This is a genomic window from Variovorax paradoxus, assembly GCF_000834655.1.
Classification (GTDB): Bacteria; Pseudomonadota; Gammaproteobacteria; order Burkholderiales; family Burkholderiaceae_C; genus Variovorax; species Variovorax paradoxus_F.
In genome coordinates, this window is the sequence record NZ_JXQQ01000003.1 from 68654 (window position 1) to 92427 (window position 23774).

General features: G+C 67.8%; 23 protein-coding genes and 1 pseudogene. 17 read left to right on the forward strand and 7 right to left on the reverse strand.

The genetic code is table 11. The features are described from left to right. Positions 1 to 3 precede the first annotated feature (3 nt). Positions 4 to 1038: an aldo/keto reductase gene (locus RT97_RS00730; protein WP_042576864.1), complete on the reverse strand. Its 1035-nt coding sequence runs from the start codon at positions 1036 to 1038 to the stop codon at positions 4 to 6. Positions 1039 to 1282: 244 nt separating this feature from the next. Between RT97_RS00730 and RT97_RS00735 the strand changes: the two genes are divergently transcribed. The 3 genes from RT97_RS00735 (at position 1283) to RT97_RS00745 (ending at position 4586) form a co-directional block, all read left to right on the forward strand. Then, positions 1283 to 2275: an AraC family transcriptional regulator gene (locus RT97_RS00735; protein WP_042576865.1), complete on the forward strand. Its 993-nt coding sequence runs from the start codon at positions 1283 to 1285 to the stop codon at positions 2273 to 2275. A 13-nt stretch (positions 2276 to 2288) separates the two neighbouring features. Continuing rightward, a complete protein-coding gene (locus tag RT97_RS00740) occupies positions 2289 to 3230 on the forward strand; it encodes a cation diffusion facilitator family transporter (RefSeq protein ID WP_042576866.1) in 942 nt (313 codons plus the stop codon). 123 nt (positions 3231 to 3353) lie between these two features. Further along, positions 3354 to 4586, forward strand: a complete 1233-nt coding sequence (locus tag RT97_RS00745) for an SAM-dependent methyltransferase (protein ID WP_042576867.1) — start codon at positions 3354 to 3356, stop codon at positions 4584 to 4586. Positions 4587 to 4595: 9 nt separating this feature from the next. Here RT97_RS00745 and RT97_RS00750 read toward each other — a convergent pair whose 3' ends face one another. Then, the gene (locus tag RT97_RS00750; protein ID WP_042576868.1) at positions 4596 to 4997 is read right to left on the reverse strand and encodes a VOC family protein; all 402 of its coding nucleotides are present in this window, start codon (positions 4995 to 4997) and stop codon (positions 4596 to 4598) included. A 23-nt stretch (positions 4998 to 5020) separates the two neighbouring features. On the opposite strand from RT97_RS00750, the gene RT97_RS00755 reads away from it, so the two are divergent. Further along, positions 5021 to 5308 carry a hypothetical protein gene (locus RT97_RS00755; protein ID WP_042576869.1) on the forward strand — a complete coding sequence of 96 codons (288 nt, stop codon included), beginning with the start codon at positions 5021 to 5023 and terminating at the stop codon, positions 5306 to 5308. Then, complete coding sequence (locus tag RT97_RS00760; protein ID WP_042576870.1) at positions 5305 to 6792, forward strand: MFS transporter; 1488 nt, start codon at positions 5305 to 5307, stop codon at positions 6790 to 6792. Before RT97_RS00755 ends, RT97_RS00760 begins: the two co-directional genes overlap by 4 nt. Positions 6793 to 6824: 32 nt before the next feature. On the opposite strand, the gene RT97_RS00765 is transcribed toward RT97_RS00760, so the two are convergent. The 4 genes from RT97_RS00765 to RT97_RS00780 form a co-directional block, all read right to left on the reverse strand. Then, positions 6825 to 7682: a substrate-binding periplasmic protein gene (locus tag RT97_RS00765; RefSeq protein ID WP_042576871.1), complete on the reverse strand. Its 858-nt coding sequence runs from the start codon at positions 7680 to 7682 to the stop codon at positions 6825 to 6827. Next, positions 7675 to 8502: an ABC transporter permease gene (locus RT97_RS00770; RefSeq protein WP_042576872.1), complete on the reverse strand. Its 828-nt coding sequence runs from the start codon at positions 8500 to 8502 to the stop codon at positions 7675 to 7677. Before RT97_RS00770 ends, RT97_RS00765 begins: the two co-directional genes overlap by 8 nt. Positions 8503 to 8656: 154 nt before the next feature. Next, a complete protein-coding gene (locus RT97_RS00775) occupies positions 8657 to 9466 on the reverse strand; it encodes an ABC transporter ATP-binding protein (protein WP_042576873.1) in 810 nt (269 codons plus the stop codon). A 12-nt stretch (positions 9467 to 9478) separates the two neighbouring features. After that, complete coding sequence (locus RT97_RS00780) at positions 9479 to 10531, reverse strand: ABC transporter substrate-binding protein (protein WP_042576874.1); 1053 nt, start codon at positions 10529 to 10531, stop codon at positions 9479 to 9481. A 149-nt stretch (positions 10532 to 10680) separates the two neighbouring features. Between RT97_RS00780 and mgrA the strand changes: the two genes are divergently transcribed. The 10 genes from mgrA to RT97_RS00830 all read left to right on the forward strand — a co-directional run bounded on the left by mgrA (position 10681) and on the right by RT97_RS00830 (position 22950). After that, a complete protein-coding gene (gene mgrA / locus RT97_RS00785) occupies positions 10681 to 11721 on the forward strand; it encodes an L-glyceraldehyde 3-phosphate reductase (RefSeq protein ID WP_042576875.1) in 1041 nt (346 codons plus the stop codon). Between the two features lie 164 nt (positions 11722 to 11885). Next, the gene (locus RT97_RS00790; RefSeq protein WP_253278096.1) at positions 11886 to 15992 is read left to right on the forward strand and encodes a TOMM system kinase/cyclase fusion protein; all 4107 of its coding nucleotides are present in this window, start codon (positions 11886 to 11888) and stop codon (positions 15990 to 15992) included. Between the two features lie 17 nt (positions 15993 to 16009). Then, positions 16010 to 16798, forward strand: coding sequence for a BMA_0021/BMA_0022 family TOMM bacteriocin (locus RT97_RS00795; protein ID WP_042576877.1), 789 nt, complete (start codon positions 16010 to 16012; stop codon positions 16796 to 16798). Continuing rightward, complete coding sequence (locus RT97_RS00800; RefSeq protein WP_253278097.1) at positions 16776 to 17609, forward strand: class I SAM-dependent methyltransferase; 834 nt, start codon at positions 16776 to 16778, stop codon at positions 17607 to 17609. Before RT97_RS00795 ends, RT97_RS00800 begins: the two co-directional genes overlap by 23 nt. Positions 17610 to 17626: 17 nt before the next feature. Then, entirely contained in the window at positions 17627 to 19753 is a 2127-nt protein-coding gene (locus RT97_RS00805) for a TOMM precursor leader peptide-binding protein (protein WP_042576878.1), read from the forward strand. Between the two features lie 22 nt (positions 19754 to 19775). Continuing rightward, entirely contained in the window at positions 19776 to 20711 is a 936-nt protein-coding gene (locus tag RT97_RS00810; RefSeq protein WP_042576879.1) for an FHA domain-containing protein, read from the forward strand. Positions 20712 to 20849: 138 nt separating this feature from the next. Next, entirely contained in the window at positions 20850 to 21509 is a 660-nt protein-coding gene (locus RT97_RS00815) for a hypothetical protein (protein WP_042576880.1), read from the forward strand. Between the two features lie 83 nt (positions 21510 to 21592). Next, on the forward strand, positions 21593 to 22171 hold the full coding sequence (locus tag RT97_RS00820) for a phage tail protein (protein WP_080898116.1): 579 nt from the start codon (positions 21593 to 21595) through the stop codon (positions 22169 to 22171). Between the two features lie 11 nt (positions 22172 to 22182). Then, positions 22183 to 22605, forward strand: a complete 423-nt coding sequence (locus RT97_RS00825; protein ID WP_155403695.1) for a hypothetical protein — start codon at positions 22183 to 22185, stop codon at positions 22603 to 22605. A 9-nt stretch (positions 22606 to 22614) separates the two neighbouring features. Next, the gene (locus RT97_RS00830) at positions 22615 to 22950 is read left to right on the forward strand and encodes a hypothetical protein (RefSeq protein WP_042576882.1); all 336 of its coding nucleotides are present in this window, start codon (positions 22615 to 22617) and stop codon (positions 22948 to 22950) included. Between the two features lie 27 nt (positions 22951 to 22977). Here RT97_RS00830 and RT97_RS00835 read toward each other — a convergent pair whose 3' ends face one another. Beyond that, positions 22978 to 23184 (reverse strand): dodecin, encoded by a 207-nt coding sequence (locus RT97_RS00835; RefSeq protein WP_013541395.1) that lies wholly within the window; start codon positions 23182 to 23184, stop codon positions 22978 to 22980. Positions 23185 to 23331: 147 nt separating this feature from the next. Here RT97_RS00835 and RT97_RS00840 point away from each other — a divergent pair, with 147 nt between their 5' ends. Next, positions 23332 to 23529 carry a hypothetical protein gene (locus RT97_RS00840; protein WP_042576883.1) on the forward strand — a complete coding sequence of 66 codons (198 nt, stop codon included), beginning with the start codon at positions 23332 to 23334 and terminating at the stop codon, positions 23527 to 23529. Positions 23530 to 23644: 115 nt separating this feature from the next. Further along, positions 23645 to 23774, forward strand: a pseudogene (locus tag RT97_RS33670) (alkanal monooxygenase); the annotation flags it as partial.

Genomic DNA, 23774 nt, shown 5'->3' on the forward strand with positions numbered 1-23774 from the left:
CGATCAGGCCAGGTGCTTGTCGCGGTTCGCGCGCTGGCGCTCCAGCATCCAGCCCGGGTACTCGGCCGGCAGCGCGCTCACCTTGTCGAGCGTGGCCAGCTCGTCGGCCGAGAGCTCGATGGCCGTCGCGGCGATGTTGTCGTCCAGCTGTTCGGCGCGCTTGGCGCCGATGATCACGCTGGTCACCACCGGCTGGTGCAGCAGCCACGCCAGCGCGATCTGCGCGACCGAGACCTTGCGGGCCTCGGCGAGCGTGCGCATCGCGTCGATGCAGTCGTAGGCGCGGTCGCGGTTGACCGGCGGAAAGTCGAAGCTGGCGCGGCGGGTGCCCTTTTCGGCTTCGGTGTGGCGGTCGAACTTGCCGCTCAGGAGGCCCCCGGCCAGCGGGCTCCAGACCATGAGGCCGACGTTCTCGCTGCGCAGCATCGGCACCAGTTCGCGCTCCAGGTCGCGCCCGGCGATGGTGTAGTAGGCCTGCAGCGACTCGAAGCGCGCGAGCCGGTCGCGCTCGGCGATGCCCAGCGCCTTGGCGATCTGCCAGGCCGCCCAGTTCGACACGCCCACGTAGCGCACGTGGCCGTGCTGCACGAGGTTGTCCAGCGCGTGCACGGTTTCCTCGATCGGCGTGAGCGGATCGAAGCCGTGGATCTGGTACAGGTCGATGTGGTCGAGCTGCATGCGCTTCAGGCTCGCCTTGACGCCATCCATGATGTGAAAGCGCGAGGCGCCGCTGGCGTTGGGGCCCTTGCTGCCGGTTTCACCCAGCACCTTGGTGGCCACCACCACGCTGTCGCGCGGGATCTTGAGGTTCTTGAGCGCCTGGCCGGTGATGATTTCCGACTGGCCTTCGGAATACACGTCGGCGGTGTCGATGAAGTTGATGCCGGCGTCGATCGACCGTCCGATCAGGCCCTCGGCCTCGGCCTGCTGGAGGTCGCCGATCTGGCCCCAGATGCCCGAGGAGCCGCCGAAGGTCATCGTGCCGAGGCAGAGTTCGGAAACCAGGAGGCCGGTGCGGCCAAATTTGCGGTACTGCATGGAGAGGTCCTTTGTGTCGGGGGAGGTGTTGGAGGGTGTCGGGAGGGCGTCGCGAGGGGCAACCGGCAAAAAGTATCCGCCCGCGACCCCCGGCGCGGCGAGCGCGTTTCTGCAAAGTCTTTGCCTATTTCTCCAGACCTCCGTCCGGGGGCGTGCAGATTCATGGGCGCGGCGCTAAGCTGCAAACCACCCGATCCTCCACGGTGCGCACCACCGTGCCCTCAACCGCGACAAGGCCCTCTACATGTCCGACGAAACACCCGAAATCGCTGGAGCCCTGGCCCAGCCGATGCCGCTGGAACCCGAACTCGACGAAGCCAGGAAGGAACTGGTGGCGCTCATCAACCGCATCACCGGCGGGCGCGACGGCACGGTGGAAACGCCGGTGGCGGGCCTGCAGGTGTTCTGCATCAGCAAGCCCGACGGCCCCAAGCACGCCTTCGCCACGCCGGCGCTCGGGCTGATCGCGCAGGGCTCCAAGCGGATCATCGTGGGCGACGACATCTACGTGTACGACCCGATGCACTACCTGGTGACCTCGGTCGATCTTCCGGTCTGCGGCCAGGTACGTCTTACGAGCGAGAACGAGCCCTACCTGGGCGTGCGGCTGGAGCTGGCGCTCGACGAGATCGGCGAGCTCATCGGCGACGAGAAGCTGCCCGCCAAGGCCAACGCGCCGGCGTCCCGCGGCATGTACGTCAACCGCATCGCGATGCCGGTGCTGGAGCCGGTGCTGCGCCTCCTGCGGCTGGTCGAGACGCCCGAAGACGTGCCGATCATGGCGCCGCTCATCAAGCGCGAGATCATGTATCGGTTGCTGGTGAACGGAGAGGGCGCGCGGCTGCGCCAGATCGCGCTGCAGGACAGCCACACCCAGCGCATCGCCAAGGCCATCAGCGCGCTGCGCGTGAACTACGCACAGTCGCTGCGGGTGGAAGACATGGCGCGCGCGGTGCACATGAGCGTGTCGTCGTTCCACCACCACTTCAAGGCCGTGACCGCGATGAGCCCGCTGCAGTACCAGAAGCAGCTTCGCCTGCAGGAGGCGCGCCGCCAGATGCTGATGACCGGCACCGACGTGGCGAGCGCGGCGCACAGCGTGGGCTATGAAAGCCCCTCGCAGTTCGCGCGCGAATACGGCCGCATGTTCGGTGCGCCGCCGCTGCGCGACAAGCAGCGCTGGCTCTCGGAGGCGGGCAACGATGCGATGGGGGCGGCGTCGATGGAAGCGGCCTAGGTGGCCTGACCGCATGGCCGAATCCAAGATCGCGATCTACGGCGCCATCGGCGCCAATGTCGCGATCGCCATCACCAAGTTCGTCGTGGCGGGCATCACCGGCAGTTCGGCGATGCTGTCCGAGGGCATCCACTCGGCGGTCGACACCTTCAACGGCGTGCTGCTGCTCGTGGGCCTGAAGCTCAGCAAGCGGCCCGCGACGCCCGAGCATCCATTCGGCCACGGCAAGGAGCTCTATTTCTGGAGCCTGATCGTGGGTGTGCTGATCTTCGGGCTGGGCGGCGGCGTGTCGTTCTACGAGGGCATCCAGCACATGCGCGCGCCCGAGCCGATGCGCGATCCGACCTGGAACTACGTCGTGCTCGCGGCCGCCTTCGTGTTCGAGGGCGCAAGCTTCCTCATCGCGCTCAAGCAGTTCCGCGCGCAGGCCAACGGCACACCCTTCTGGCAGGCGCTGGACCGCAGCAAGGACCCGACCACCTACACCGTGCTGGCCGAGGATTCCGCCGCGCTGGTCGGCCTGCTGGTGGCGGCGCTCGGCATCTACCTCGGCCATGCGCTGGACATGCCGGTGCTCGACGGCGTGGCCTCAGTGGTCATCGGCGTGCTGCTGGCGGGCGTGGCGGTCTTGCTCATCGCGCAGGCGCGCGGCCTCCTGATCGGCGAGGGCATCCGGCCCGAGACGGCGCGCGCCATCCGCGCCATCGCGATGGAGCAGCCCAGCGTCGAAGACGTGGGGCATGTGCTGTCGATGTACATCGGCGCCGACGAGGCGCTGGTGATCGTCGATGTCAACTTCAAGGACGACATTTCCACCGGCCAGGCGGCCGATGCGGTGGCCGCCATCGAGTCGCAGGTGCGTGCGCGTTTCCCGACGATCAAGCGCATCTTCATCGAGGCGACCGATGCCCCGCAGCCCGGCGCGGCGGCCGAGAAAATTGGGGGCGCCTTGTAGCACTTACCGCAATTTCTTGCGTTGTCCCGACCATGCAGGTTTCAAATTTTTTCGTTATTGTTTTCTCCGCTGCAGCACCCCGGCGCACTGGCGCCGGGTGAACCAAACAACACGGAGAGATGCATGCTTTGGGAAAAGAAGCTGGCGCAGTGGAGCGCCGCCGTTCGTGACCGCGCCAACCTGCCGGCGCGGCTCACCTTGTGGGACGGCCAGTCGTACGACTTCGGCAACTTCAGCGGGCCTTCGGTCACGCTGCACGTCAAGTCGCCCGCCGCGCTGTCGCTGATGCTGCAGCCTACGCTCGACAACCTGGGCGAGGCGTACGTCAAGAGCAAGATCGACATCGAGGGCAAGCTCAGCGACGTGATCGACATCGCCTACGGCCTGGCCAAGACCTCGATCGACAAGCAGGGCGGGGCGCTGCAGAACATGGCCCGCTACTTCACGCACACACGATCGTCGGACAAGAAGTCCATCCAGTACCACTACGACGTTTCCAACGAGTTCTACCAGCAGTGGCTGGACCCGAACATGGTCTATTCGTGCGCCTACTTCGAGAACGGCGACGAAGACCTCGCGACCGCGCAGTTGAAGAAGATCGACCACATCCTCACCAAGATCGATCTTCGGCCCGGCCAGACGCTGCTGGACATCGGCTGCGGCTGGGGCGCGTTGGTGATTCGCGCGGCGCAGAAGTTCGGCGCGCGCTGCGTGGGCGTCACGCTCTCGCAGAACCAGTTCGACCTGGCCACCGAGCGCGTGAAGGCCGCGGGCCTGGCGGACCGCATCGAGATCCGCCTGCAGGACTACCGCGACGTGACCGGCCAGTTCGACCGCATCACCAGCGTGGGCATGTTCGAGCACGTGGGCCGAAAGAACCTGCCCGCCTACTTCAAGCGCGTGCAGGAGCTCCTGGCCGACGACGGCGTGGTGATGAACCACGGCATCACTTCGTCCGACCCCGAAGGCGGCGGCGTTTCCTACGGTGGCGGCGACTTCATCGACCGCTATGTGTTCCCGAACGGCGAGCTGCCGCACATCAGTCTCGCGCTGCAGGCCATGCAGCAGGGCGGGCTCGAGGCCTTCGACATCGAGAACCTGCGCCGCCACTACGCGCAGACGCTGCGCTTCTGGAGCGACAGCTACGAAGCCAACAGCGACAAGCTGCGCACGATGGTCGACGAGGAGAAATTCCGCATCTGGCGCGTGTACCTCGCCGGCTGCGCCTATGCGTTCGAGAACGACGACGTGGCGATCTACCAGATCGTGGGCCGCAAGGCCGGGCGCGCGGCGAAGACGCTGCCCTGGTCGCGCCGCTACATCTACAACGGCACCTCGGCGCTCAACGCGGGCTGAGCCGGCGCGCTATGCGGGGCCGCGAAAGCCAGCCTCGATGTTGTTGCCGTCCGGATCGAGCACGTAGGCGCCGTAGTAATGGGCCTCCTCGGGGCCGCGCGGGCCGGGCTTTCCGTTGTCGGTTCCGCCGGCCCGCAGTGCGGCCTCGTGGAAGGCATCGACCTGCGCTTCGCTGCGCGCCGAGAACGCCACGTGGATCGGACTGTTCGAGACCCGGTTCCCGGCCGTCCAGAACTTCGGCTCCTCGGTGCCGATCCAGATGAAGGGCATGCGCTCGTCGGTGCTGCGGATGACGAGGAAAGAGGTGTCGCTGTTGTCGGCGACCTGGAGGCCGACCGAAGCGGCGACCGCCTCGTAGAAGCGCCGTGACGCGCGCAGATCGCGCACGCGAAAGCCGATGTGATCGAACATGGTTCTCTCCTTTGCAGGCTTGCATGTTCGTCACGCAACTGCAGCATGGCGGCGGCCAACGGCGCATCGTGCTGAAAGAACGCGCCTACCGCCTGTGTGCGCGTGCCTTCCAGACCGCGGCATGGCGCGAAGTCGATATGGCGAGCCTGCGCGATCGCTCGAACAAGACAACGCGCAAGGCCGAGCGCAAGCACGAATTCGCGCAGCCCGATAGCATCGGCGGCTCGCGGCCTCACTCCACCTCGAACCACCTCGGCGCCCGCCAGACACTTCGTCCGCAGGCAGCGCGCCGGCCGCGAAGAACCCCATGAGCGCCAGTACCAAAACAACGAACCGCCCCCTGGTCATCGCGTCGATCATGGCCTCCATGGCCATGGTCGCCATCGAAGCCACCATCGTCTCCACCGTCATGCCGCAGATCGCCTCCGAACTCGGGGGGCTGCATCTCTACAGCTGGGTCTTCGCCTCGTTCCTGCTTGCGCAGACCGCGATGACCGTGGTGTTCGGCAAGCTCTCCGACCTGTACGGCCGCAAGCCCATCATGTTCGTGGGCATCGCGATCTTCGTCGTCGGCTCGGTGCTGGCGGGCTTCTCGTGGTCGATGCCGGCCATGATCTGCTTCCGGCTCATCCAGGGCATCGGCGCGGGCGCGATCCAGCCGGTGTCGCTCACCATCGTGGGCGACCTCTATCCGGTGCGCGAACGCGGCAAGGTGCAGGGCTACCTCGCGAGCGTGTGGGCCGTCTCGGCGGTGGTGGGGCCGATGATCGGCGCGCTCATCGTGCAGAAGCTGTCGTGGGCCTGGATCTTCTGGGTCAACGTGCCCATCGGCCTGGCCGCGGCGGCGGGCTTCTGGTTCTTCCTGCACGAGGCGCCCACGGTGCGCCGCTCGTCCATCGACATCGTGGGCGCGGTGCTGTTCACCGTCGGCATCGCGTCGCTGATGATCGCGCTGACCGAGTTCGGCGTCGGCAACTCTGGCGTTGCGCTTGCATGGGCCGGGCTCTTCGTGGTCACGCTTGCGCTCTTCATCGCGCAGGAGCGCCGCGCGGCCGACCCGATGGTCTCGCTCAAGCTCTGGGGCGCGCGGATGATCGCCACGGTCAACGGCGCGGCGATGCTCGCCGGCATGGTGCTGATCGGCATCACGACCTTCCTGCCGATGTACGTGCAGGTGGTGCTGGAGCGCTCGTCCGTCACGGCCGGCCTCACGCTCACGATGGTGATGCTGGGCTGGCCCATCGGCGCGACGCTGACTTCTCGCACCTTCCACCGCATCGGCCTCTGGCGCATGGTGGTCGTCGGTGCCGCGCTGATTCCCGTGGGCACCTCGACCTTCGCCTTGCTCGGGGCCGGCAGTTCGCCGGTGCTGCCTGCCATCGGCTCCTTCATCATCGGCCTGGGCATGGGCGTGATGAGCCTGGCTTCGCTGATCCTGATCCAGGAGGGCGTGGAGCTCTCGCAGCGCGGCATCGCCACCGCCTCGAACGTGTTCTCGCGCAACCTGGGGAGCGCGCTGGGCGCGGCGTTCTTCGGCGCGGTCTTCAACTTCGGGCTCACGCGCGGCGACGGCAGCATGATGTTCACCGACGACGAATTGCGCCTGCTGCTGCAGGGCGTGCACGGCTCCGTCGCGGGGGATGCGGGCATCCGCCTCGCGCTGGGCAGTTCGCTGCATCTCACGTTCCTGATGATGCTGGTCGTGAGCCTGGGCGTGGTGGCGCTGGCGTTGTGGCTGCCGAAAGACGGATTGGAGAGCGCGGCTGCGCGGGATGCGAAGGCGGCGCAGAAGTAGGCATCGCCTTCTGGCCGAGCTCGACTCGGAAACTAGGAATGGCACACGAAGCCATCCTTGAGCAGCGTGATCTCGAACTGCAGGTTGCCTGCCCGCGCGCCGCGCGCCTTGGTCAGCGTGCCGTCGGCTCGCCATTGGCGCAGCGCTGCGGCGAGGTAATCGCGCGACACGGCATCGCCTTCAGGCAGGCGGATCGCGGCATCCGAAGGTGGGCGCAGGTCGCTTGCCAGCGGCTTGTAGAAGCGCCATTCCTCGTTCTGCATGAGGCGCTCGAGCACCTCGCCGTCCTCGGCGAGCGCGGCGCATTCGCCGGCCATGAAGGCCGATGCGGCGTGCACGGACGAAGGGTAGTTGCGCGGCTGGGCGCCGAAGCGCTGCGACACCGCGCCCGCATAGCCCGAGCCTTCGCCGACACACACGGTGGCGCCACGCAGCGCGGACGCCTCCTGCACCTTGCCGCGGCGAAGCGCGACCACGAGGCCTTGGCCGATGTCGTAGCTGCCGGGTGCTGCGGCGATGTCTTGCGCGGAATGCGCGGGCACGCCGGCGACCAGCAGGTCGATGCGGCCTTCGCGCAACGCGGCTTCCTGCGCGGCTGCATCGAGGCCTACCAGCTCCAGCGGCACGCCGAGCGACTGCGCCAGCGCCCTTGCCAGCGTGGCGTCGAAGCCGTCGGGCTCGGGCGGCGTCGGGGCTTCGGGCGGGGCGGGGCGCGGGTAGCGGCGCACGCCGACGACCAGCTTGCCGCGTTCGACGGCGCGGGCCAGTACCGGTCCCTTCGGCAGGCTCGACAGCGAGGGCGTCGCGAAGGCCCATGCGCCGCCGATGCCCGCGAGGGCCACGGCGGCTGCGAGCGCCGCGCCTGCGAGGACCAGCTTGCGCTCAGTCATCGAGGCTCAGCCCCCTGCGCCAGCGCAGCAGCCGCCGCTCCAGAAGGGCGAGCAGGTAGTTGAGCAGCAGCCCGAGCACGGCCAGAAGAAGGATGCCGGCGTACATCGTCGGGATCTGGAAGGTCTCCTGCGAATTGAGCGTGAGAAAGCCCAGGCCCGAGTGCGCGCCGATCATCTCGGCCGCGACCAGCGCGGTGATGCTGTACGCCCCCGCCAGCCGCACGCCGGTGAAGATCGACGGCAGCGAGGCCGGCAACACCACCTTGAAGAAGATGAAGCGCTGCGACGCGCCCATCGACAGCGCCGAGTTGACCAGCAGGCGATCGACCTGCTTCACGCCGCTCACCGTGCTCAGCAGCACCGGCCAGAACGAGGCCCAGAAGATGATCGCCACCTTCGACAGCTCGCCGATGCCCAGGAACAGGATGAACACCGGGAAGAGGGCGAAGGCCGAGGTCTGCCGAAAGAGCTGCAGCACCGGATCGACGATGGCCGCGAGGCGCTTCGAACTGCCGATCGAGAGGCCCAGCACCACGCCGAAGAAGCTTGCGAGCAACAGGCCCCACAGCGAGCGCTGCAGGCTCGCGGCCAGGTGCTTCCAGAGCTGGCCGGTGTCCACGAGCTGGGCGATGCTCGCAATGACGGCCGAGGGCGGGCTCAGGTAGGCGTCGCTCACGATGCCCAGGCGGGGCAGGGCTTCCCACAGGGCCAGGAAGACGACGATGCCTATGCCGCGTTCGGCCACGCGGGCGAGGCCGCGTGCCAATTTCAAGAAGCGGCCGGGGGAGCGGACCGCAGGGGCGTCGAGTACGGCGCTCATCGAACACCTCCCGTTGTCGGCTGTTGCTCCCTCGCCCTCCGGGGGAGGGATGGAGTGGGAGCAGGCGGCGTATCGAAGCGCAGGGCCATTGCAAAGGCCGCCTGCCCCCATCCCAACCTTCCCCCAAGGGGGGAAGGAGAAAAACGGAATGCACTCATGACACGACGCCCTCGAGCGACCGGGGCCGCAAGCCCACCTGCACTTCGTCCTTCAGCACCTCCCACGCACGCTGGCGCAGGGCTGCGAACTCGGCCGAGTGACGAATCTCTGCCGAGCGCGGCCGCGCAAGCGGGATGTCGATGATGTCCTTGATGCGCCCGGGCCGCTGCGTCATCACCGCCACGCGGTCCGAGAGATACACCGCCTCTTCGAGGCTGTGTGTGATGAAGACGATGGTCTTGCGGTACTGCTCCCAGATGCGCAGCAGCTCGCCCTGCAGGATCTCGCGCGTCTGCGCGTCGAGCGCGGCGAAGGGCTCGTCCATCAGCAGCACGTCGGGCTTGTAGGCGAGCGAACGCGCGATGGCCACGCGCTGCTTCATGCCGCCCGAGATCTCGTGCGGGTAGCGATCGGCAAAGCCGTGCAGGCCCACCAGCTCGAGGTATTCGTGCGCGGTGCGGCGGCGCTCCGTCTTGCCGATGCCGCGGATCTCCAGGCCCACCGCGATGTTGTCGAGCACCGAGAGCCACGGAAAAAGCGCATAGCCCTGGAACACCACGCCCTGGTTGCGGTTGATGCCCGCGAGCGGCTGGCCGTTGATGGCGATCCGCCCGCCGGTGCGCTCGGTGAGCCCGGCCAGGATGCCGAGGAACGTCGACTTGCCGCAACCCGAGGGGCCGAGCACCGAGAGGAATTCGCCCTCGCGCACGTCGAGGTCGAAGCCTTCGAGCACCCGCACGCGCTCGCTCGCGCCGCGCGCGGCGTAGTCCATCCGCACGTCGCGGGCCGAGATCTTGAGGCTCATGGCGCGTGCGGGTCAGGACTTCGCGGCGGGTTGCGCGAAGGGGTTGAACTCGTTGGTGTAGACGTCCTTCACCGCCACCTTGCCCGCGGCGAGCTTGCCCTCGGACTGCAGGATGTCGATGTAGTACTGGATCGGCGGCTCGGTTACCACCAGGTCGTCGACGTAGGCGTAGCGGTCGACGTTCTTCAGGTCCATGTTGATGCGCTTGGCCACGAGCTTGCGCGCCTCTTCGGTGTTGGCGTTGACCCAGTTGCCGGCCTTGGCCAGTGCCGCCACCACGTCGCGCACCGCCTCGGGGTGCTGGCGGATGAACTGGCCGTGCGCGCTGTAGGGCGCCATGCCGCCCAGGCCGCCATCGAGGTCGAAGTCGCTCCACAGGCGCACCAGCGATTCGGCGTTGTCCGCGCGGCCCGAGAAGGGCGCGTGGATGATCGCGAGGTCGGTGTTGCCCGTCACCAGCGTCTGCTCGGCCTGTTCGTCGGGAATGACCACGAAGTTGATCTTCGTCACGTCCACGTCGTGCTGGCGCAGGTACTTCTTGGTCACGAACTCGGCGCAGGCGCCGAAGCTGTTGAAGCCGATGGTCTTGCCTTCCAGGTCCTTCGGGTTGCGGATGCCCGAGTCCTTGCGCACGAAGTACTTCATGTGCGGTGCTTCCTGCAGCGTCTTGCCGCCCGCAGCCACCACCTTGAGGTCCGCACCCGACGCGATGGCCGAGATCACCAGCGGCACCATGCGGCTGCCGAAGTCGATCTCGCCCGTGCCCACGAGCGGAATGATCTGCGGCGCGGCGATCTTGCCGACGTAGTCGGGGCGGGTGTTGGTGCCCTCGAAGTAGCCCAGCTCGTCGGCCAGGTAGATGAGGTCGAACGACGGATTGTTGGGGTACTTGAAGGCAACCTTGTCGCCGGTCTTCTTCACCACGGCCGGGCCGCTGGCCGCCGCGGCCTTGGTGTCTTCGCGGGAGCAGCCTGCAAGCGCGAGGCCGCCGATGGCGGTCAGCGAGGCAAGGGTCTTGAGCGCCACGCGGCGCGAAGGAATGGAAGAGGGCGTCTCGGTGGGCATGACGGCGCGCTCCGGCACGGGAGCGGTGGGCTGGTTGGGAAGCGACGATCCTAGAAAGCCCTGTCCGCGTCACCAACGAAGAAAACCGCGCATGCATATGCGCAAACGCGCGGGCATCATGTCGCTCCCCTTTCACTTTCCATGCACCCATGACCTACCTTGCCGCCCCCGAGCGTTACGACGCCATTCCCTATCGCCGCGTCGGGCGCAGCGGGCTCGTGCTGCCCGCCATCTCGCTGGGGCTCTGGCACAACTTCGGGGACAGCACGCCCATCGACGTGCAGCGCAAGCTCCTGCGCACCGCGTTCGACCTGGGCATCAACCACTTCGACCTGGCCAATAATTACGGCCCGCCGTACGGCAGCGCCGAGACCAATTTCGGGCGCCTGCTGCGCGAGGACTTCAAGGCCTACCGCGACGAACTCATCATTTCCAGCAAGGCCGGCTGGGACATGTGGCCCGGCCCCTACGGCCAGGGCGGCGGCTCGCGCAAATACGTGCTCGCGAGCCTCGACCAGAGCCTGAAGCGCCTGGGCGTGGACTACGTGGACATCTTCTATTCGCACCGCTTCGATCCGCACACGCCGCTGGAAGAAACCGCCTCCGCGCTGGCCCAGGCCGTGCAGCAGGGCAAGGCGCTGTACATCGGCATCTCGTCGTACTCCGCCGGCAAGACGCGCGAGATCGCCGCGCTGCTGCGCGAGTGGAAGGTGCCGCTGCTCATCCACCAGCCGGCCTACAACCTTTTCAACCGCTGGATCGAGAAGGACCTGCTCGATGCCACCGACGAACTCGGCGCGGGCGTGATCGCCTTCACGCCACTCGCGCAAGGGCTCCTCACCGACAAGTACCTGCAGGGCATTCCGGCCGATGCGCGCATCAACCGTCCCGGCGGCGGGTCGCTCAAGCAGGAGCATCTGTCCCACGACAACGTGGAACGCGCACGCGCGCTCAACGAGATTGCGAAGCGCCGCGGCCAGAGCCTCGCGCAGCTCGCGCTGACGTGGACGCTGCGCGATCCGCGCGTGAGTTCCGCGCTCATCGGTGCGAGCCGGCCCGAGCAGATCGTGGACAACGTCGCGGCCTTGCGCCACGCGCCGCTGAGTGCCGAGGAGCTCGCGGAGATCGACAAGTACGCGGTGGAAGGCGGCGTCAATCTCTGGGAAAAACCGTCGACCGATTTCGCCTGAACCGCGCCGGCCGCACGCGCGAATTCTTTCAGCGTAATAGCGGTCGCACACGTAATAGAAAGGCCGCCAGAGCCCTTGCGCGGCGTCTTCTTTTAAAGATTTTTCGACTGGAAAAATCTCCCTGTCCGCTAAAGTAACAAATCGTGTTTCAGACGATGTGTTGCGTGGCAATCCTTGTTGCGGCGCCCGTCGGATGGCGTTTGCCGATCAACAAGAAGATGGGGGCTGACATGCAGGACGCCGTCATTGGCCGCGGTGACCTCACCGACCAAGTCGCGCAGCACATTCCCGGCTACGACCTGCTGGAGGTGCTGGGCGTTGGCGGCTACGGCACCGTCTACCGCGCCATGCAGCGCCACACGGGCACCGTCGTCGCCGTGAAGGTCGTGAAGCTGCAGGACGGCAAGCAGCGCGTGGCGCGCTTCCACCGCGAGACCAGGCTCTGCGCGGCACTGCACCACCCGCACATCGTGCAGCTGCTCGACAAGGGCGAGCAGGGCGACTGCGTCTACGGCGTCTTCGAATACGTGCCCGGCGAAACGCTGCGCAGCCTGGTGCGGCGCAAAGGCTCGCTGACCGCGACGGAGACCGGGCATCTCATGGCCGAAGTGCTCGATGCCCTGGACTGCGCGCACCGCGCCGGCATCGTGCACCGCGACCTCAAGCCCGACAACGTGATGGTCACCTTCACCGGTGCGGTGCCGCATGCGAAGGTGCTGGACTTCGGCATCAGCACCGTGATTCCGCTGAACAAGGGCCTGCAGTTCCCGACGCTCACGATGGCCGAGGAGTGCCTCGGCACGCCCGCGTACACCGCCCCCGAGCAACTGCGCGGCGAACCGGCCAGCGTGCGTTCCGACCTGTACGCGTGGGGTTTGATGTTTCTCGAATGCCTCACGGGCGTGCCCGCGGTGCGGGGCGAATCGACGGCCGAAATCTTTCACCAGCAGCTCAGTCCGCTGGAGGTGCCGCTGCCGGCGGAGATCGCCGGGCATCCCGTGGCTGCGCTCCTGCGGCATGCGCTCAGGAAGAAGGCCGACGAGCGCTGCGGCTCGGCTGCGACCCTGCTGGACGAACTGGGGCAACTGCGGCTGGACAACCTCGTGGGCGCACTGCGTTCCGCGCAGCAACGGCACGACGATCCGCTCACGCGCACCGTGGCTTCGCCCCGGGCATTCGCCGAGAAGCGGCAGCTCACGGTGCTGTGCTGCAGCGTCGCGGTCTGGCCCGATGCCGGGGAAGGCGAAGAAGGCGAAGACACCGAAGGCGCCGTGCCGGCGTCGGACATCGAAAAGCTGGAGCTCCTGCAGCGCGAGGAATTCGGCCAATTCGCCGATGTGGCCACGCGCCGCGGCGGCCTGCTGGCCGGCATGCTGGGCGACCGGATGATCGTGATCTTCGGCTATCCGCATGCGAGCGACACCGATGCGCGGCACGCGAGCATGACGGCGCTGGCGCTGACGGCGCTCGGGCACAGCCGGGCGGAGGCGATCCGGCAGGCGCACGGCGCGCACCTGGGCATCCGCATCGGCATGCACACCGGCATGGCCGTGGTGGCCGCGGGCGAGATCCCCTCGGGGCATGCGGTGAGCGTCGCGATGCGGCTGGAAGGCGTGGCCGACATGGGAACGCTGCTGGCGAGCGAGAGCAGCTACCGCCTGCTGTCGCGCCACGCGCATTTCGATGCGGCCGGCATCGTGAGCCTGCCGGGGCAATCGGCCGGCATCCAGACCTACCGGCTCGATCCGCGGAAGCCGTCCTTCTCGCCGCCCATCGCCGTGCCGGGGGCGCTGGGCCACCGGTGCATCGGGCGCGACGCGGAGCTCGACCTGCTGCGCACCCAGTGGGCGGAGGCCTGCAACGGGCAGGGGCGCGCGGTGTGGATTCGCGGCGAGCCGGGCATCGGCAAGTCGTGCCTCGTCGATGTGCTGCGCGAGCACGCGGCGCAGGAGGGCCGAAGGTCGGTGGGCGCGCAGTGCCAGCCCGAACACCAGAACAACGCGCTGACGCCGTTTCTCTCGCTGCTGCGCCAGCATCTGGATGCCGTGCCGGGTGCGACACCGGACAGCCGCCGCGATCGCCTGCACGAGGCGCTGCAGGCCGCCGGCTGCGATGTGCAGGCCGTGGTCCCGATCTTCTGCGCATGGCTGTCGCTTCCGCTGGGTGCGCGCGCGCCGAGCCAGATGTCGCCCGCGATGCAGAAGGCGCTGCTGCTGCAGTCGACCGCGCAATGGCTGCTGCACATGGCCGCAACGTCGCCGCTGCTGCTGGTGGTCGAAGACGTGCATTGGGCCGACCCGACGAGCGTCGAGTTTCTCGAAAGCCTGGTCGCGCAGCTGGCAGACCGGCGCGTGCTGCTGGTGATGACCGCGCGGCCCGAGTGGCTGAAGCCGCCGGGCCTGGAGGCCGAATGCATCGAAGTGCGAAGGCTCGACGACGAACAGGCCACGCAACTGACGCGCCAGGTGCTCGCGCCGAGAGCGCTCGATGCCGCGGTGGTGCGCAACATCGTCGCGCGCACCGACGGCGTGCCGCTCTTCGTGGAAGAGATGGCGCGCATGCTGCTTGACAGCTACCTGGTGGAAGCCGATGGCACCTGGGTCTTCAAGGACGCTGTGCAGCCGGCAGCCATTCCCGTCACGCTGCGCGATTCGCTGGTCAGCCGCTTCGACCGGCTCGGCGCCGCCAAGAGCCTGCTTCAGCTGGCCGCCACCGTCGGCCGGGCGTTCGATGCGCAACTGCTGTCCGCCTGCTCGGGCCGCAGCCGCGAGGCGGTGGACTCGGAACTGCGGGCCCTGCGCGAGGCAGGCCTCGTCATGCCGGCCGAGCCGTCGGCCGCGGAGAGCGGCGCCTTCATCTTCCGGCATGCGCTGATCCGCGACACCGCCTACGAATGCATGCTGGTCGCGCAACGCCGCCAGCAGCACGAGCGTGTGGCGCAGGCGCTGATGCGCCACTACCCGCAACGCGTGGCCAGCGAGCCGGGCAGCGTCGCGCAGCACTGGGCCGACGCGGGCGATCACGCGCAGGCGGTCGCGCTCGCGGTGCGGCAGCTTCGCGTCACGCAGCATCGCTCGCTAAACGACGAAACCATCGCCTATGCGCAGCACATCGACGGCTGGGTCGCGCGGCTGGAGGGCAACGCGCAGCGCGAGGCCCGGCTGGACGTGAACAGCTACGTCACGCAGGCGATGATGAACAAGCACGGCTGGGCCCATGCGCAGGTGGTGGACCGCATCGCGCTGTCGCAGGAACTGCTGAACGGCACCGTGCCCCGCGAGAAGCAGGTGCAGCACCTGTGGACCATGATCACCTTCCACCACGTCGCGAGCAACCGCGACGAGGTCCGGCGGCTGAGCCACCGGCTGCTCGACCACGCGCGGCAGCAGGATGACAAGGGCGTGTACGTCGCCGCGCAGACCTACCTGGGCCTGGCCCACTATTCCGACGGCCGCTTCGCCGTGGCCGAGGTGGCGCTCTCGGACGCCGTCGATTGCTACAGCCCCGAGGCGCATGCGCACCATGCGGCCGAATTCGGTTTCGACACGCGCGTGTGGGCGACCACCGGGCGCTCGCTGGTGCGCTGGTTCGCCGGCCACGACGAGGCCGCGCGCGCCGATGCCGCGCAGGCGGTGCAGTGGGCCCGCGAGATGTCGCACATACCCTCGCTGAGCATGGCGCTGCTCTACCAGAGCCTGGGCCACCAGGCGCGCGGCGACCGGGCGGCGGCGCTCGCGAGCACCTCCGAGCTGCTGGACATCACCGCACGCTACGGCCTGCCGGCGTTCCAGGGCTATGCCGACATCATCCGCTGCTGGTCGACCGGCGAGCTGGCCGATATCGCGCAGGCCGACGGCACCGTGCAGGCACTGTGGAACATGGGGTGCCGCTACTGCCAGACCTACTACCGCGCCTTCGCCGCCGAGACCCTCGCGAGCCACCAGCGATGGGCCGAGGCCATCGCGCGGATCGACGAGTGCCTCGAGCTGGTGGCGCAGCTCAACGAGGGGCTGTACAGCGCCGAGCTGCACCTGAAGAAGGCCCGCTACCTGCTGGGTGCGGGGGGCGACCGCGCTGATGCGATGGCGTCCCTCGCGCGTGCCGCCGCGCTGGCGCGCGAGGGCGGCAAGCACCGCACGGAGGCCGATGCGCTGGCCGCGCTGCAGGCCCTTGGACCGGCCCGCCACGACCTCACCGAACGCCTGAAAGATCTGGCCGCGATGCGGCCGGAGTTGTCCCCGCGCAAGCTGCTGCCTGCGCACTTTTCTTGAACAAGGAAGAAGTCATCATGATCCAGCGCCAAAGTGCCGAGCCGTTGCTCGAATTCCGCCTCGCCTACCTGCGGGCCATCGCGCGATCGTGGCAGGACGATGCGTACCGCCGCGAGCTGCTCGACCAGGAAGACATCCAGCCCCTGCTGCACCGCGACTTCGGCCTGCCGACGCTCTGGCCGCAGCTGGACATCAGCCTGCACGTGGACAGCAACCCCGCGATGTGGGCCGAGTGGAAGCCGATGCTCACCGCCGGCTGGATCGGCCCCGACGACGCCTTCGTCATCGTGCTGCCGGAGGCGCCCACGGCACTGGTTCCCGAGGCGCTCGCGGCCTACTACCAGGTGTTCCCCAACTTCATGGGCTCGCCGGCCGCGTTCGATCCGCCGCCCACGCCTCCCGGCCCGGTGCAGGGCGCATTGCCTACGGGCCTGGGCATTCCGGGCGGCGGCGACGATTCGCTGCTGGCCTTCGGCGGCGTGGTGTTGCGCGCCATCGCGCTCGCCTGGAAGTCGCCGGAATTCTTCGCCGACCTCACGCGCGCGCCGGGCACCGACAAGGCCCCGGTGCTGAGCCAATGGCTGGGCTACAACAACCCGTTCAACTTCGAGATCCGCATCGCCACCAACCCGCAGCTCACCTGGGATGCCAAGCGCGGCGAGTGGAACCTGAAGGGGAGCGACGGCGCGCTGATCAAGAACGCGATCAAGCTCAACTACCCGCAGCCGCCGGTGGAAGAGGGCATGCGCGCGATCGCGCTCACCGCGTACAACAACACGGGCAGTGCCTATCCGTTCACCTGCTGAACGAGCGTCCGCGCTGCAGGGCGCCACGGCGACGCTGCTGCTGACGCTGGCCGCCCGGGCCAGCGCCGACGGCGTGCAGGCCGAGCCGGGTTTTTCCGACCCCGAGGCGCAGCGCATCGCCGCGGCGATGTCGCTCGACCTCGCGGCGTACACCGCCGATGCCGCATTCGTCCGGGGCGTGGTCCTGCGGGCCGCGCTGATCGACCGCTTCGCGTTGGCGTTTTTCGCGGCGCATCCATGCGGCCTCTGCGTCACGTTGGGGGCGGGCCTGTGCACGCGCCGCAGCCGGCTGGGCGCATGCGGTGGTGCCGGTTGGCTCAACGTCGATCTGCCGGATGCCATCGGACTGCGCGAGGCGCATGCGGCGCCCGGCGACGCAGAGCGCAACCTCGCGTGCTCGGTGCTCGGCACCGCGTGGCTGGACGCCGTGGCGTTGCATGGCGAGCGGCCCGTGCTGCTGGTGCTGGAGGGCGTGTGTCCCTATCTGGCGCAGGCGCCGCTGGAGGCGATGCTGCGCCGCGCGGCCGAATGGTTCGAGCAGCGTTCGGCGACGTGCGTGCTCGTGATGGACTACGTCCACCCGATCCTTGCGCGCATGCCGGTGCAGGTGGGCGGCATGCACCTGCCGGTGGTGTCGGGGTTCGAAAACGCCACGCGGATCGCTGCCATTCATCCGTCGATCCGCGTGCGCTCCGAAGACCACCTCTATGCGCGGTTCTCCGAGCAGCACCGGCTCTTCGAGACAGCCTTCCAGGCGACGACCGGCCAGTGGCCTTACACGGTCGCGCGCTTCGCGATGGGGGCACCGTGACGCGCAGCCGGCCCGCCATGGATCTGTTCACCGATGTCTTCCGGTGGCACGACAGGTTCCTGCCGCCACTGGTGCAGGCAAGCGGCCTGATGCTGATGAGCGAGACGGAACTGCTCGCGCTCGGATCGCCGGGCGTGCTGGCCGTCGAGCGGGTGCTGCGCGACGGGGTGAGCCTGGCTTCGCACTGCCGGACCGCGGGGCCGCCCGCGATGCTGGCGGAGATGCTGCATGGGCTGGAGGCGCTGGTGCGGCAGGGCCTCGTGAGACCGGTGCGCGATGAGGATTCGGCACGCTATGTGGTTCCGGATTTTTCTTCGCCGGGCACGCGTGCGCGTTTGAATGAGCATGCTGACGTTGTCGTGCTGTCGAAGGCGGTAGATGAAGAAGCCGCCCGGCGCTGGGGCCATGAGATGGTGGAGGGCGACGCACTGACGATCGTTTTCTGCGACGACTGCCTCGATCCGAGGCTGGGCCGGATCGATGCACAGCAGCGCGCTGAAAAACGGACCTGGATGCTGGTCAAGCCGAGCGGGGAACAGGCGATGGTCGGCCCGTTGTTCACGCCGGACGAAGCGACCGCATGCTGGCATTGCCTGTCGCATCGCCTGCTGCGAAACCAACCCGCACGGGCATGGTGGCAGGCCCGGCATGGCGGCGAAGCCATCGGCGTGCCGGTGCGGGCCGACCGCGAACTCGTCGAGGCGCGATGGAAGGAGTTGCTTCCATTGGCGCAGCGCGCCGTCGCACAACGCAGCCAGCAGCTGTGGACGCTCGATCCTGCGCAGCCGCATGCCGTCGTGGCGCGGCCCCAGTGCCCGCACTGCGGCGACGCCGGGCTCATGGCACGCCTGCAGCGCGAGCCGGTCACGCTCGCGCCATGTCTTGCCAGCGCCCGGCCCGACGGTGGCTGGCGCACGGTGCCGGCGTCGGCCACGGTCGAGCGCCTCGCCCCGCACGTCGATCCGCTGTGCGGCGTCATCGCGCGGGTCGTGCCGCTCGGTGCTGAAGTCGAAGACGCATTGACGGTCTACCGCAGCGAGATCTTCAGGACGCCGGTCGTGCACGGCACGCCTTCCGCGAACGCGCTGGTGCAGGTGTGCCTCGGCAAGGGCATGTCCACGGACCAGTCGCGCGCGAGCGCGATGTGCGAGGCGATCGAGCGGTACGCCGCCTTTCACCAGGGCGATGAAGCCTGCGTCGTCGCGGCGCCATCGGCGCTGGATGCGCGTTGCATTCCGGCTCACGAACTGGCGCGATTCAGCGAGCGGCAGCACCAGGATGGGCGCAGGCCGCCGCATGCGGTCGCCTCGCAGGCGACCTCTCCAAGCGACATCGCCTGGTGGGCACCGGCCTGGTCACTGACATCGAACGAACGTTGCTACCTGCCGTTGTCCTTCTGCTATGCCAATGCGCCGACCGAGAGCCAGCAGCACACCGTGTGGACATCGAACGGCTGCGCCGCCGGCAACACGCGCGAAGAGGCCGTTCTTCAAGGCTTCCTCGAACTCGTGGAACGCGATGCCGCGGCCATCTGGTGGTACGGGCGGATTCAGCGGCCCGCCATCGACCTCGCCATCCTGTCCGGCGAAAGCGCCGCACGCATCGCGCGCAGCCTCGGGCCGTCCTGGCGTTACTGGATGCTCGACATCACCCACGACTTCGGCCTCCCGGTGGTGGCCGCCATCGGCCGGCACCGAGCGACGGGCGACTGGGCCATCGGCTTCGGCTGCAGTCCGGACCTGGTGCTGGCCTGCGAACGCGCGCTCACCGAAATGAGCCAGTTGATCGCAGCGGAAAAGAAGTTCGTCGTCCCGCATTCGGACGACGAGAGCGGCGTGCCCGGCTTCTTGATGCCGGGCGATGCTGCACCGAAGCGTCCCGCCGCCGAGGCCGCACATGCAGACATCGCGCAGGAGATCGCCCGCTGCGTCGGCATCGCCTCGGGCCTCGGCATGGAGACCATCGTGCTCGACTGCACGCGGCCCGACATCCCGCTTCGTACCGTGAAGGTGGTCGTGCCGGGCCTGTGCCACATCTGGCCCGAACTCGGCAACCCGCGCCTGTACCGCGTGCCTGTCGCCATGGGATGGCGCGGCACCCCGTTGCAGGAGTGCGACCTGAACCCCCAGGCGCTCTACGTCTGAGGCCGGAAAAAAAAACGCACCCATGGCCGTCTTCAGGAACAAGCTCGACCAACGCGGCACCGTGCTGCGCCCCTTGCACGCATTCGGCCGCCGTCCCTCGGCGTGCCAGACGGTGCTGCAGGCGCCGGACGTCTCGCAGATCCACGCGCTGGTCCGCTGGAACCGGCAGGCCTGGGAGATCGTCGACCAGAGCCGCAACGGCACCACGCTGAACGGCGAGCGCCTGCCAGCCGGCCGCTGGACCTTGCTGCCGCAAGGTGCCGAAGTGCGCCTCGGCCTGGGCGAGGAATCGGTGTGGATCGCCGAGGATCTCGCGCCGCCGGTCACCTGCCTTTTCCCCAGCGAAGTGCGTGGCGCGCCGCTGCCCCTGAGCCTGCGCGAGAACCTGCTGCCGGATGCGAACCAGCCCGAGGCGAACGTGTATTTCCACGAGGGCCAATGGGTGCACGAGCACATCCACGGCATCGATCGCCTCGGCGATGGCGCGATGGTCCGCACCGCCGGCAGCACCTGGGAGTTCGTGCTGTGCGACGACCTGGAAGCGACTGCGGTGAACGCGATCCCGGCGGCCTCGCCGCAGCCCCTGGACGTTGCGCTGCACTTCAGCGTGAGCCAGAACGAGGAGCACACGAGCCTCAACCTGGTGACGGGCGGCAAGTCGGTCTCGCTGGGCGAACGCATCCACCACTACACGCTCGTCACGCTAGCGCGCGTGCGTTCGCAGGATGCGCAAAGAGGGCTCGCGCCGCAGAGCCAGGGCTGGATCGCACTGGACGAGCTCTCCCGCATGCTCGGCGTGGAGCCGTCGTACGTGAACATCCAGATCTTTCGCGCGAAGCACCAGATCCTCAATGCGCTGCCTACGCAGCCGGCCGATGCGCAACTGGTCGAGCGGCGGCGCGGCGATGTGCGTTTCGGCAGTTTTCCGTTTCTCATCCAGGGCGGTGCGCAGGGCTGAGCGTTGAGGCATTCCGCAGACTGCGATCGGTGTAATTGCCTGTAATTCCGTCGAAGGCGACGGCTCCCTAGAGTCGGTTCCAGTTCGCAGCCATTGCGGCGCGAACTGTTCAACCAACCACTTCTTCTGGAGAGCGTCATGGGCAAGACTTATTCGATCACCGTCAACAACCGCGCGAGCCATTCGGCTTTCTTCATGGTGTTTCAGAACGACCCGACGAGCTGGTCGCCGAACGCCCTGTCGCTCGCCTGGTTCGCCAAGTACTCCAACCCGAGCAAGACCGCGCGCGTCAAGTTCGAATGGAGCGTCGAGACCGGCTTTTCCTGGGCTGAAACGGGCGAACTCAGGCCCGGCATCCAGTTCAGCGCGACCGAGCTCTACATCCCCGAGAACGGGCAGAACAAGATCACGCTCGACTACAACGGCGCCTACCAGTTCATCGATCCGACCTCGGGTCCGGACAAGGATCGCTACTACCTGAACGAGACCAAGAACATTCCGCTCAAGTCGCAGGCCGCCGTCGGCGTGACCATGTCGGGCAGCACCGTCTACGCAGTGCAGGCGCGTCCCAACCAGAACCTGACTTTCTCGCCGCATCCGCAGTACTTCATTGCCTACGGCGACTACCAGGAAGGCGACGTGATCGACGTGAGCACGGTCAACAACCCGCTGCGCCTGGACTATCCGACCGGCGTCTACTCGCTCACCACGACGCTGAACATCGATGGCAGCTGGGACGCGCCGGACACGCTGGCCCACTCCAACCGCAAGCTCCTGCAACTGCTCGAAGCCGCCTGAGCCCCCAGCCTGTCACACCCACCGGCCCGAAGCGCAACGGCCTCTGCGCCGTTCGCCCAGGGGCGGGCTGAAAGGACTTCGATATGTTCGATGCATGCCTCATCGGCAGCGTCTGCGGCTTTGCCGGACAGGTGAACCCCGTTTCGGGCGACGCCAACAACATCTGGAAAAACACCGCATGCACGAGCCAGGACTCGGTGGCCGCGCCCAGGCGCGACGACATCCCGATCAGCTATCTCGAGCAGCAAGGCTGGATGCTGTGCGACGGGCGCAAGCTCAAGGTGAGCGCGTATCCGGAGTTGTTCGCCGCACTGGGCTACCTGTACGGCGGCGCCAGCGACGACTTCTGCATTCCCGACTACCGGGGCCTCTTCCTGCGCGGGAACGATGCGGGCTCGGGCATGGACCCGGATGCGGCGGCGCGCATCGGTCCCACGGGCAGCGGCACCGTCAACGGCGTGGGCTCCTACCAGTGCGACGCCATGCAGACGCACACCCACACCTACAAGGCCGTCACGCTGGCCGCGGTGTCGCAGAGCGGCAATGCGGCGGGGCAGTCCTCGGGCGACCTGGAGACGACGGTGCCGAACAAGCCCGCGCGCCTCACTTCGGAGACACGGCCGAAGAACCTGTCGATCAACTACATCATCAAATTTCGCTGAGGAAGACGATCATGAGAACAACGAACCAGCTTGCCTTGCTGTGCGCCGCCGCACTGACCTTCCTGGCCGGTTGCCAGAGCGTCGCGCCGACGACCGAATCCGCGCTTGTCGATCCGCCGTGCATCGTCACGCAGGCCGGCTACCAGCATATTTATGCGCGGCACTGCACCGCATCGTCCGGCGCGAGCCAGTTGCTGCCGCAGTACTGCACCAACGCGGCCGCGGCGCAGACCTTCTGCCGGATGGTGCAGAGCGCAGCCAGCCAGAACCGGGTGGTGCAGCCCGACAACCGCGTGCGCTACGACTCCAACCTCGGCGTGATCGTCGGCACGGCCGGCGAGAAGTGCGGCCGCGTCATCATCGAGAGCACGGCCAACGGCACCGTGGTGACCGAGTTCCCCGAATTCGCCGGTGCGCCGGGCAACTGCCGATAACGGCCGGGCATGCGCCGAATCATCCAGGTGCCCGAAGGCGTCGGGCCCGAAATGCCGGGCCTGCTCAGCCTCGCGATGGACGAAACCGTCTGGGAGGACGGCTATTCGCTGGTCATCGACGAGCTGGACAACGGCACGCTGCAGACGTTCTGGAAACACTACTACGGCGTGTCCGCCGAAATGGTGATCGCGGGGCGCGAGGTGGCCATGTTCCGCAAGGAAATCCTGGCGGTCGCGCCGGCCTGCTCGCGCAAGCCGGCGGTGTTCGAGTTCCTGCTGGCACTCTCTCGCATGTGCGCGCGGGCGCACCGCGAGAACCACAGCCTGCACGTGATCGCGGACTAGGGCGGGGCGAAAAGTCCGCGGCGCGGGCTACTCGAGCGTGAACCCGATCTTCACCGTCACCTGCCAGTGCGCGACCTTGCCATCCACCACATGGCCGCGCGTCTCGGTGACGGTGAACCACTGGATGTTGCGCACCGTCTCGTGCGCCTTGGCGATGGCGGTCTGCACCGCGTCCTCGATGCCGACGGGCGACGAGCCGGTCAGCTCGAGGGACTTGTAGACGTGGTTCGACATGTCTGTGCTCCTGTGATGGTGTGCGGCCATCGTAGTCAGGGAGCGTCGCGGCCGGTGAGATTTTCTGCATCAGGTAACTCGCAATCCGTCTTTGCGATGGCGGGGCGGCTGCGCAGAATCGCCGCAGCGTTCACCTGGAAGTTACCCATGCCACAGCGCAGTCCCTATGTTTCCCCGGCGGCACAAGCCCGCCTTGTCATCGCGCTGACCACGGCGGCGTGGCGCATCGCGCCGTCTTCGCCGCACGAGGTGGCGCGGCGCGCGCCGCATGGCTACGTGCCGATCCGCGCCATGCGGCGCTTTCACGCGGCCGCCGCGCTGGCCTTGCTGCCGCATTCGTGGTGAGCCGCCCGCCTTTGAACGACAAGCAGATATCGATAGAGGAAATCAGCGCAAGCGGTGCGCGCGATGCCCAAGAGAATTCGCAGCAATTCTTTCAAGGGCGTCACTGCTGCACACCGTGTCCTACTCGCTGTCCCTGCTCGACAAGAGCCTGATTCCCGAAGGCGCAGACGCCGCCCAGGCGTTCCAGCACACGATAGCGCTGGCCCAGAGCGCAGAGCGCCTGGGCTACCGCCGCTACTGGCTTG